Annotated in this window: 8 protein-coding genes; all 8 read right to left on the bottom strand. The window is 61.6% G+C overall.

Annotation, left to right across the window (positions count from 1 at the left end; all coding sequences use genetic code 11):
* Positions 1-49: 49 nt before the first annotated feature.
* The 8 genes from PLN84_RS08870 to PLN84_RS08905 all read right to left on the bottom strand — a co-directional run bounded on the left by PLN84_RS08870 (position 50) and on the right by PLN84_RS08905 (position 8538).
* Positions 50-481 (bottom strand): ACT domain-containing protein, encoded by a 432-nt coding sequence (locus tag PLN84_RS08870; protein ID WP_292385083.1) that lies wholly within the window; start codon positions 479-481, stop codon positions 50-52.
* Complete coding sequence (locus PLN84_RS08875) at positions 481-1782, bottom strand: phenylacetate--CoA ligase (RefSeq protein WP_292385081.1); 1302 nt, start codon at positions 1780-1782, stop codon at positions 481-483. The genes PLN84_RS08870 and PLN84_RS08875 overlap by 1 nt, the downstream gene beginning before the upstream one ends.
* Complete coding sequence (locus PLN84_RS08880; RefSeq protein ID WP_292385080.1) at positions 1782-3071, bottom strand: phenylacetate--CoA ligase; 1290 nt, start codon at positions 3069-3071, stop codon at positions 1782-1784. The genes PLN84_RS08875 and PLN84_RS08880 overlap by 1 nt, the downstream gene beginning before the upstream one ends.
* A gap of 105 nt (positions 3072-3176) precedes the next feature.
* Positions 3177-4214 carry a tungstate ABC transporter substrate-binding protein WtpA gene (gene wtpA, locus PLN84_RS08885; protein WP_292385078.1) on the bottom strand — a complete coding sequence of 346 codons (1038 nt, stop codon included), beginning with the start codon at positions 4212-4214 and terminating at the stop codon, positions 3177-3179.
* On the bottom strand, positions 4211-4786 hold the full coding sequence (locus PLN84_RS08890; protein WP_292385075.1) for a molybdopterin-dependent oxidoreductase: 576 nt from the start codon (positions 4784-4786) through the stop codon (positions 4211-4213). The genes wtpA and PLN84_RS08890 overlap by 4 nt, the downstream gene beginning before the upstream one ends.
* Positions 4783-5640 carry an argininosuccinate synthase gene (locus PLN84_RS08895; RefSeq protein ID WP_292385074.1) on the bottom strand — a complete coding sequence of 286 codons (858 nt, stop codon included), beginning with the start codon at positions 5638-5640 and terminating at the stop codon, positions 4783-4785. The genes PLN84_RS08890 and PLN84_RS08895 overlap by 4 nt, the downstream gene beginning before the upstream one ends.
* 16 nt (positions 5641-5656) lie before the next feature.
* The gene (locus tag PLN84_RS08900; protein WP_292385073.1) at positions 5657-5935 is read right to left on the bottom strand and encodes a hypothetical protein; all 279 of its coding nucleotides are present in this window, start codon (positions 5933-5935) and stop codon (positions 5657-5659) included.
* Positions 5932-8538, bottom strand: a complete 2607-nt coding sequence (locus tag PLN84_RS08905; protein ID WP_348532014.1) for a PEGA domain-containing protein — start codon at positions 8536-8538, stop codon at positions 5932-5934. The genes PLN84_RS08900 and PLN84_RS08905 overlap by 4 nt, the downstream gene beginning before the upstream one ends.
* Between the last annotated feature and the right edge of the window lie 201 nt (positions 8539-8739).

Here is an 8739-nt window from a genome sequence, read left to right on the forward strand (position 1 = left end):
CCTAAAGGCGAGGCCGGCACGAGGGTCCGGGATTGCCCCGGGGCCCCGGTTACTGTGAGAGGGATGTCTTGAGGAGTTCTCCGCCGTGGCCAAGGAGCTGCCGGACGGCGTCCTCGATCTGGTCCACGCGCAGGATCAGGACCGCCGCGTCCTTCCCTGAGTATGCGTAGGCGTACTCGATGTTGATCCCCGCATCCCCGAGGACCGATGCGATATCCGAGAGACCGCCGGGCTCGTCACGCATCTTCACGCCGATGACGTCGGTGAACGAGACCCTGAACCCGAGATCTGTCAGCGTCCGGTGGGCGTCCTCCGGCCGGTCGACGAGTGCGCGAACGACACCGAACCCGTCCGCTTCAGCAATACTGAATGCAAAGATGTTGATCTTCGCATCCCGGAGCGCACCGGCGATCGCCGCGAGGCGCCCGGGGCGGTTCTCCGAAAAGATTGAGATCTGTTTGACGATATACGACTTCTCCATTACAATGACCTCCTGTCAACAACCTTCTTCGACTTGCCTTCAAACCGCGGCAGGGAGCCCGGTTCGACCAGTTCTGCGTCCACGCTCACGTTCAGGGAACCGCGCAGGCGGTGCTCCACCTTCCTCTTGATCACCATCAGTTCGGTGATCTTGTCGGAGAATGCCTCTTCGCTCACCTCCACTCGTACGAGCATGGAATCAAGCGCACCCTTCCGGTCGACGACGATCTGGAAGTGCCTCCCGACCTCCGGGATCTCGAGCAGCGCATGTTCCACCTGCGACGGAAAAACGTTGATACCGCGAACGATCAGCATATCATCCACTCGTCCCCGGATCCGGCCGATGCGCGGATGAGTCCGGCCGCAGGCACAGGCATCTTCTTCGAGAGCCGTCAGGTCTCCTATCCGGTACCGGACCATGGGCAGCGCCTCTTTCTGCAGCATGGTGATGGTCAGCTCGCCCTGTTCCCCGGGTTCGAGCACCTCGCCGGTCGCGGGGTCCACGATCTCGACGAGCGCGAGGTCACCCCATATGTGGATCCCCTGCTGCTCGGCGCACTCGGTGAACATGGGCCCGGAGAGCTCGCTCGTCCCGTAGATGTCGTAGGCACGGATTCCGAGCCACTCCTCGATCCGGGTCCGCATCTGTTCCGACCAGGGTTCGGCGCCGAGGAAGCCGATACGAAGTTCGGTATCATTCTTGATCGAGACGCCCATCTTCTCCGCCACCTCGCCCATGTGAAGGAGGTAGGAGGGGGTGCAGGCGATGGCAGTGACGTGGAGGTCCTGCATCAATTCGACCTGCCGCTCGGTGTTCCCGACACTTGTGGGAAGAACGGTTGCACCGACCCTCTCGGCGCCGTAGTGGGCGCCGAGGCCGCCGGTGAAGAGGCCGTAGCCGTAACTCACCTGCATAACGTCCCCCCGCCCGAGGCCGCAGGAAGAGAACCCCCGTGCCAGTGACTCGCTCCAGTTCTCGATGTCGTGCTCCGTGTAGCCGACGACCGTCGGTTTCCCCGTTGTCCCGGAAGAGACATGATACCGGACGAGTTCGTCCCGCCCGGCGGAGAAGATCTTGTCCGGGTAGCCGTCTCGCAGGTCCCGTTTATACATGAACGGGAGTTTCGCGACATCCTCAAGCGTCCTGATGTCATCGGGATGAACCTGCTGCTCTTTCATCCGGCGCCGGTAGAAGTCGTTGAAACTGTAGAGCCGGTACACCAGGGACTTCACGAGTTTGAACTGGAGCCTTCGTAATTCGTCGGGCGGCATCTCTTCCGCTCGCGGGTTCCAGGGTGCCATCAGATTGCCCCCCGCCGGTCGATGACCCGTTTTGCCTTCCCCTCGAACCGGGGCAGCGACCCCGGCTCCACCAGTTTCACCGCGGTCCTAAGGCCGAGCGTGTTGTGGAGCTCGCCGGCGATCTTCTTCTGCGTGCGGGCGAGGTCCTGGAGTTCACCGGAGAACCCCGCTCTGCTCATCTCTACTTCGATCGTCATCTCATCCAGATGTTTGACGCGATCGATATATACCATGAACTGCTCTCCGACCTCGGGGAGGGACCGGAGCACATGCTCGATCTGTGAAGGGAAGACGTTGATCCCCCGGATAACCAGCATGTCGTCGCTACGGCCCGTGAGTCGTGCAATCTTTACCCCGCGCCCGCAGGCACACTCCTCGTCCATCAGCCGGGTCACGTCGCCGGTGCGGTAGCGGACGAGCGGGAGCCCCTCCTTGACGAGCGGCGTGATGACGAGTTCACCCCGCTCGCCGGGACCGAGCCTCTCCCCCGTCTTCGGGTCGATGATCTCTGTAAGGTAGCAGTCGTGCCAGATATGAAGCCCGTTGTGTTCGGGGCACTCAAACGCCACTCCGGGACCATACATCTCCGAGAGGCCATAACTGTCGAAAGCCTTCACCCCGAGCCGCCGTTCGAGTTCGGTGCGCATGCTCTCCGACCAGGGTTCTGCCCCGAAGATCCCGGTCTTAAGGGTATCCAGCGTCTTTCCCATCGACTCGGCCACTTCGGCGAGATGGAGGGCATAACTCGGGGTGCAGTGGATCGCAGTCACCCCGAAGTCCTCGATCATCTCGATCTGGCGGCGGGTATTCCCGGTTGCGCTCGGGATCACGGTTGCCCCGATCTTCTCGGCGCCGTAGTGAAACCCGAGCCCCCCGGTGAAGAGACCGTAGTTGACCGCGTTCTGGAAGATGTCGTCCTCTCCAAGGCCGATCATCGTCATGTTCCGTGCGATCAGTTCCGACCAGTTATCCAGGTCCTGCCGGGTATAGCCGACGACGGTCGGTTTCCCCGTCGTGCCTGAGGTGGTGTGGATCCGGACTATCTCCTTCATGGGGACCGCAAAGAGGCCGAACGGGTACCCGGCCTGGAGCTCCTTTTTGTAAGTGAAAGGGAGTTTCTCCACGTCGTCGAGCGTCCTGATCTCGTCTGGAGAGACGCCCGCTTCCTTGAACTTTCTCTGGTATAGTCCAACATTTTCTGCCTGATGCAGCGTCCATCTCAGCCGCTTGAGCTGAAGGTCCGCGAGTTCTCCAGGCCGAATAGTCTCCATCGCTCTGTTCCAGAACATAATACTATCCCATCGGTGGTTGCCCGGCGGTACGGGTCCGCAGTCAGCGGATCACCGCCGGGCATACGTTACCACTACATGGGCGGCCGATGGGGAAAAGGTTTGTCAATCCGTGGCATGGTACGCTGTAGCAGCACCAGAACCTGTTCCTAACGGCCGGGGCCAGCTGGCGCCCCCTTCGCGGAACGCATCGAGAGCAAACTCCACAAACATCTGTGCTTCTTTGGGGTGGGGCGCACTCTCGGGCACGGTGACGGCGTAGACGATCGGCTGCCCGACCCGCTCGCTCCCGATAGACCGGAATCTCTGGAACCCGAGGGTCACGTGCACCTTCCGGTAGTCTTTTGCATGCGCTGCGGAACCGAGGTTGATCTCGGGGGGGAGGTCGATCCACCGGAGCCCGTGCTCCTCGGCGACGCTCCTGTACTCGAAGGCGTAGTCAATCCCGCCGGCGTCAAGGAGCGAGAGAAGATAGATGCTCCCGTCCCGGATAGCGACCTTCTCGTCCGCCGGCCTCATCCGTTCCGGCAGGGTGATCGTCGTCACTCCGTCCGCGCGGGTGGGTGCGAGTGCCGGGTCGAAGGAACCGCCGATGATGGCGCTAAAGAGTCCGGGTTCGTTGTAATGCTCTTCGGCAAGCGCCGTCACCATGAGCGCCCGGTAGCCGCAGGCGTCGAGCATGGGGTTTGAGAACCCCGCCCGCACGTCCGGGCGGGCAAGTACCCGGTACCAGTTCTCTGCCGTGATCTCATCGGCCCCCGCGCTCCGGTCGGTGTAGGCGATCACGATCTCGTTTGCCGCAAAGGGAACGTACCAGTCGGTGTAGTTCTCCTTCCCCTCGCCCATCGGGATGTACATCATGTCCGGGATGAGCGAGGCGTCCGCGACCGCGACGACATCGATTGCCCGACCGAGGTCCGTCACCTGCCGAATTGCCTGGATGCTCCCGTGCCCTTCGAGCCGGACATCGATATCCGGGTGCCGGTCTTCAAAGGCGGCTTCCACCTCCTCAAGCGGATAAAGAAGGCTCCCGGCCGGCACCACCGTGAGGACGGTGCGTTCCTGGCCGGAATCGGTGCAGCCTGCGGATGCCGCGAAGACAGCGAGGATGAGGAGAGCGAGGGTCACTGCCGGCCGGGTCATCCTCTCTTGACCTCGACCCGGTCGACCCATTTCACCCAGGAACTACCTTCGGTGATGGTTCCCGGCTCATCGGTGCCGATCACGATCCTGAGCGGCCCACCGTCCTCGTCGGGGATTGCGGCCCCGTTGAACTCATAGGCGAGAACCAGAGTAATGGCGGGCGAGGGTTTCTCCTTGAGGTCCTGGTCGAAGGTCACAAAACCTTTCCCGGCCATCTGCTCGTCGTCAAAGACCCAGTAGTAACCGTCAGGCGCTGAAATTCCGACCCGATCGCCTTCTTCAAACCCGCCGACACGATCGAGCAGCGTTGCAAGGGACACGCCCCTGACCCTGTACGGCCCGTACTTGATCCCGACCGTGGAGACCGCATGGCCATACCCTTCCCATGCGGGAAGCGCCTTGATCTCGGAGAAAGAGAGCACTTCCTCTTGGGTGCCGTCAGAAACGGTGAGGTTCCAGGATATATCTTCCCCTGCGGCTTTGGTGGGACCGGTTGTCCCGGTGCACCCGCAGGCGCTTGCAACGCAGACGAGGATGAAGACGGCCAGAAGCCGGACGAAACGAGCCTTCATCTCCGCATTCTCCATACGTAACTCGCAACACCAAGCCCGGCCAGAAGTCCGAAGAGCGGATCCGGGCTCGGGGGAGCCTGTGCAGATGCCTGGGCCTCTGTCGTTTCAACCGCGGCGGATCCCTGGAGCGACTTGACCGGGACGTCCTTGGCTCCGGTATAGCCACCCTCGTAGACCCGGACCTCGCTGAGCCACTTCACGGTGTAGCCTGAGGTCGAGGGGTAGAGATTGTCGAAGAGGTGGAGGCGTTCGGGCGGGAAGTAATCGCGCATATCCTGGTTCCCGAAGACGTGCTTGCCCTCGGGGTTGGTGGAGTTGTCGGCAAAGATAACCAGGCGCATGGCGGCATGATAGTCGGGCGGGTACCCAACGCCCTGGCGCTCGCCGACATCTGCATCCTCGCCGTTGTACCAGCAGATGCCGATCGGTCCCTGGCGCGGTTCGGGTTCGTAGACGTTCTGGTATCCAAACTCGATGTGGTAGCCGTCGACTGCCCTGACCATCACCTCGTCGCCGGGCTCTATCCCGCCGACCAGGTCACAGAGGTCGGCAAGGTCCGTCCCCTTCACCGCTCCGCGGTCCTTGAAGTTGGTGGTCTCGTTCCGGTCCCACTGAGTCTCTTTGTCATCGGCGAAGACTGGCCCCTGGTGGTAGTAGTGGGTCACGCCGTCCCCGAGGACCGGGAGGTTTGCCTCCATCCAGTGATAATCGACCGTCGTCTCGTTTAAGACTGTCTGCCCGTCGGCTGCGATCTTTACGACGTGCAGTTCAGTCGTCGGTGCTGCCGAGGCGGCAGCGACGAGCATGCTCACGCAGAGGAGCGCGAGCAACATCCGTGTCACTTTTCTTTGCATACTCTTCATCTCCAAATTATGGATAGCATCGCCGCGCCGCGGAGGGCCGCGAGAACCCCGCACCACCCGGGCGGCTGCTTCTCTGGCGGGGGAGTATTTGCGGGAGGCTGACGACGTCGAAGACGGTCCCTCCCGGATAGATCCCTACCTCACCGTCCTCTTCCGCGACCGTCACCATCTCGCGATCGATCGAGTCGGGGCTGACGGCAGCCCGGACGTAGGCGAGGTTCTGCTCACGGCCGGCCTGGTACTCTCTTGCTTCTCTTCCGTGAGCGCGTAAAACGCATCTGCTCACCGGTATTCCTCCTTCAGGGCCACCACGCACCGGGTTGTCTCCCCCGGTTTCACCAGCACGTCCTCGACTGTCCTCGAATCATCGTCTGAGACGGCCCTGACCTCGTAGGTGCCGATGCTCATGCCGTTGAAGGTGTACGGCGTCTTCTCCCCCGTGTACCGGCCATACAGGTAGATCTTCGCGTCCGGAACCATGCTCTCGACGAGGAGATTCCCGTGGGTATACTCCCGGAGCGCGCAGGTGATGGCGCCGCCGGTCTCGGCCCCCTCGGGTATCCTGATGACCTCTTCGGCGGGGAGGTAGCCGGGCATCGAGACCAGAATACGGTGCTGGCCGGAGGAGAGGCCTCCTATCCGGCACGGGGTGCGCTTTGCGGTGGGGAAGCCGTCGACAAAGACCTGGGCCCCGGCGGGGCTGGAACTGATGCTGATCGAGACGGTATCCCCACTCCGGGGCTCGATCCGATACGTTTCGCCGGCTCCGATGCCGGAGGGAACGGCGTAGGATAGGAACATTCCGTTCCGGGAGACGGTGATCCAGGACTTCGCGCCTTCGATCACGGCGTCGGCCGGGATGGTGGCGGCAGGGTAGAACCCGTTCATCGTAAACCGTTCACCCCGGTAGGCCTCCGAGTCGACCCGAATTTTCTTCCTGCCTGGGATGGTCACGCCGTCGAGGAAGACCGGGGCAACTGCGTCCGGGTGGACCCAGGCCTGAACAGTCTCAAACCGATAATCAGACTCCTCTCCGTTACTACTCTGATCGCCCTTCTCGACCATGACGTTGTGAAGTCCCTCGCGGAGACCATAGACAACACGGGGCGTCTGCGACGCGAGCCTCCTGTTGTCGACAATGATCGTCATGCCCGGAGGGTACGATTCGATGTAGAGCCCACCGGAGTGATTCGTCATGATCCGGGTGCCGACCGGCGTCGGTGCGGGGAGCAGAGGGGTGCCGGTCGGCACGGGGGTTATAGCACCTTCGCCGGGGGCAGGGGTGCTCTCCGGCCCCGGTGGGGCTATCGTACTCTCTCCCATTCCGAAGAACAAGAGCAGCCCGTTCATGAAAGTGAGGATGGTTTCGATGAAAGCCTCAATAGGGTTATTCGGCGCCGGGTGCCCGGCTACAGGTTCACCGCGGCCTGTTGTGGTGTTCGCTCTGGTTTCACCGCCTGCCGGGGAAAGGAGCAGATCAAGGGTGGTATGCCCACCCTCCTCGACGGTGACGGTCCTGGTTGCATTCCGGTAGCCCGGCATCATGAGATAGATCGTATGCTCGCCGACCGGGACCGCTTCCAGGGTTGCATTGGTTCGGGATCCTGTCTCTTTTTCGTCAAGGTAGATGCTCGCGTTCGTTGGAACCGAGGATACGGTGATTCTTCCATTTCCGGTGGTGGCTTTGCTGGTAGTACTGTTTTCAAAGACCAGATCGAGGAGGCTGCACTCGTCCCCCTCGACGGTGACGGTCCGGGTGATATTCCAGTACCCCGGCAGCATGAGTTTGATCGTATGCTCGCCAGCCGGGACATCTTCCAGGGTCGCATCTGTCCAGAACCCTGTGGCGTTCCCGTCGAGGTAGATACTCGCGTTCATCGGGACCGAGGTGATGGCGATGCTCCCGTTCCTGGAGCCACCGCCACCACTGCTGCTATCGCCGCCTGATCCGGTCTCCGGAATCAGGTTGAACTCAACCTCGGCAACGGCGTTCGCCACGACATTGACCCATATATCATCGGGCTGGACGAACCCCTCCTTCTCGACCCGGACTGAGTGGCTCCCGGCCTCGATTTCGGAGAGGGTGCAGGGGGTCGTATCGCCGGTCTCTTCGTCATCGATGAGGACGGCAGCCCCGGAGGGTGTCGAATTTACGTGTATGCTCCCGGTGGGCTCTTCCTCGCTATAAATTTTGATGTCTTTGACGTTCTGCACCGAGACGCCGCTTGCCGAAGGATAGATCCCGGAATAGTAGTACCAGTAATCTTCGGCCCAGGACTCATGCATATCCCAGTTGCCCCAGACATGCATGCCGTCTGCGTTGGTCGTCTCCCCCAGGAAGTACAGACGCATCCCATCGGTGAAACTCTGGTTCACATAACCGGTGTCGCTCCCGTGATACCAGGCAAGGCAGAACGGTCCCTGCCTCGCGTTGGGGCTGTAGATGTACTCTGCAGGCCACTCTTTCGGCAACCCGTCCGATGCGACGAACTTCACCCTATCCTGGGGTTCCGCACCGCCGACAAGGTCGAGCAGATCTGCAACGTCGGTGCCCATGAACTCCCCGTGGTCCTTATAGATCAGGTTGACGTCCTCGGTCGGGTTCCACGGGTCGTATGTCTCACCCGGGTGGGCTTCATTCCAGGCATCCTCAAAGATCGGACCCTGCATATAGTAGATCGTCTCTCCGTCGCCGATTACCGGGAGGTTCTCCTTCATCCACTGCCAGTCCACTGTCGTCTGGTTGAGGACCGTCACACCGTCAGCAGCAAGTTTTGTGACGGTCACCTCCGTCGTGGTCATGCCGGCCGAAACGGGTACGACAAGAAGGATACAGAGCGAGAGGATAATTAGGTGCGGGGCACAGCCCCGCCGGTGCGCTGGTATCATGTTTTGCTCCTCAAGATTCGTAAAAAAAGGGCTACTTCCTCCTCATGAGGAGGAATGCCGCCAGTGCCGCAATCAGCACGACTGCGAGGGCCAGCGCCCAGGTCGGGAACGCAGGTCCAGGTTCCGCGGCTGGAGCCCTTGTTTCTTCTGCTCCTGCGGCCACGGTCTCCGGGACGGTCCATGCCAGGGCGTAGATGCTGA

The sequence above is a fragment of the Methanoculleus sp. genome (assembly GCF_035363275.1).
In the GTDB taxonomy this organism is placed as follows: domain Archaea; phylum Halobacteriota; class Methanomicrobia; order Methanomicrobiales; family Methanoculleaceae; genus Methanoculleus.

Coding starts and splice junctions, on each gene's coding strand:
- PLN84_RS08870 (WP_292385083.1), bottom strand. CDS start 481: ATGGAGAAGTCGTATATCGTCAAACAGATCTCAATCTTTTCGGAGAAC.
- PLN84_RS08875 (WP_292385081.1), bottom strand. CDS start 1,782: ATGGCACCCTGGAACCCGCGAGCGGAAGAGATGCCGCCCGACGAATTA.
- PLN84_RS08880 (WP_292385080.1), bottom strand. CDS start 3,071: ATGTTCTGGAACAGAGCGATGGAGACTATTCGGCCTGGAGAACTCGCG.
- wtpA (WP_292385078.1), bottom strand. CDS start 4,214: ATGACCCGGCCGGCAGTGACCCTCGCTCTCCTCATCCTCGCTGTCTTC.
- PLN84_RS08890 (WP_292385075.1), bottom strand. CDS start 4,786: ATGAAGGCTCGTTTCGTCCGGCTTCTGGCCGTCTTCATCCTCGTCTGC.
- PLN84_RS08895 (WP_292385074.1), bottom strand. CDS start 5,640: ATGCAAAGAAAAGTGACACGGATGTTGCTCGCGCTCCTCTGCGTGAGC.
- PLN84_RS08905 (WP_348532014.1), bottom strand. CDS start 8,538: ATGATACCAGCGCACCGGCGGGGCTGTGCCCCGCACCTAATTATCCTC.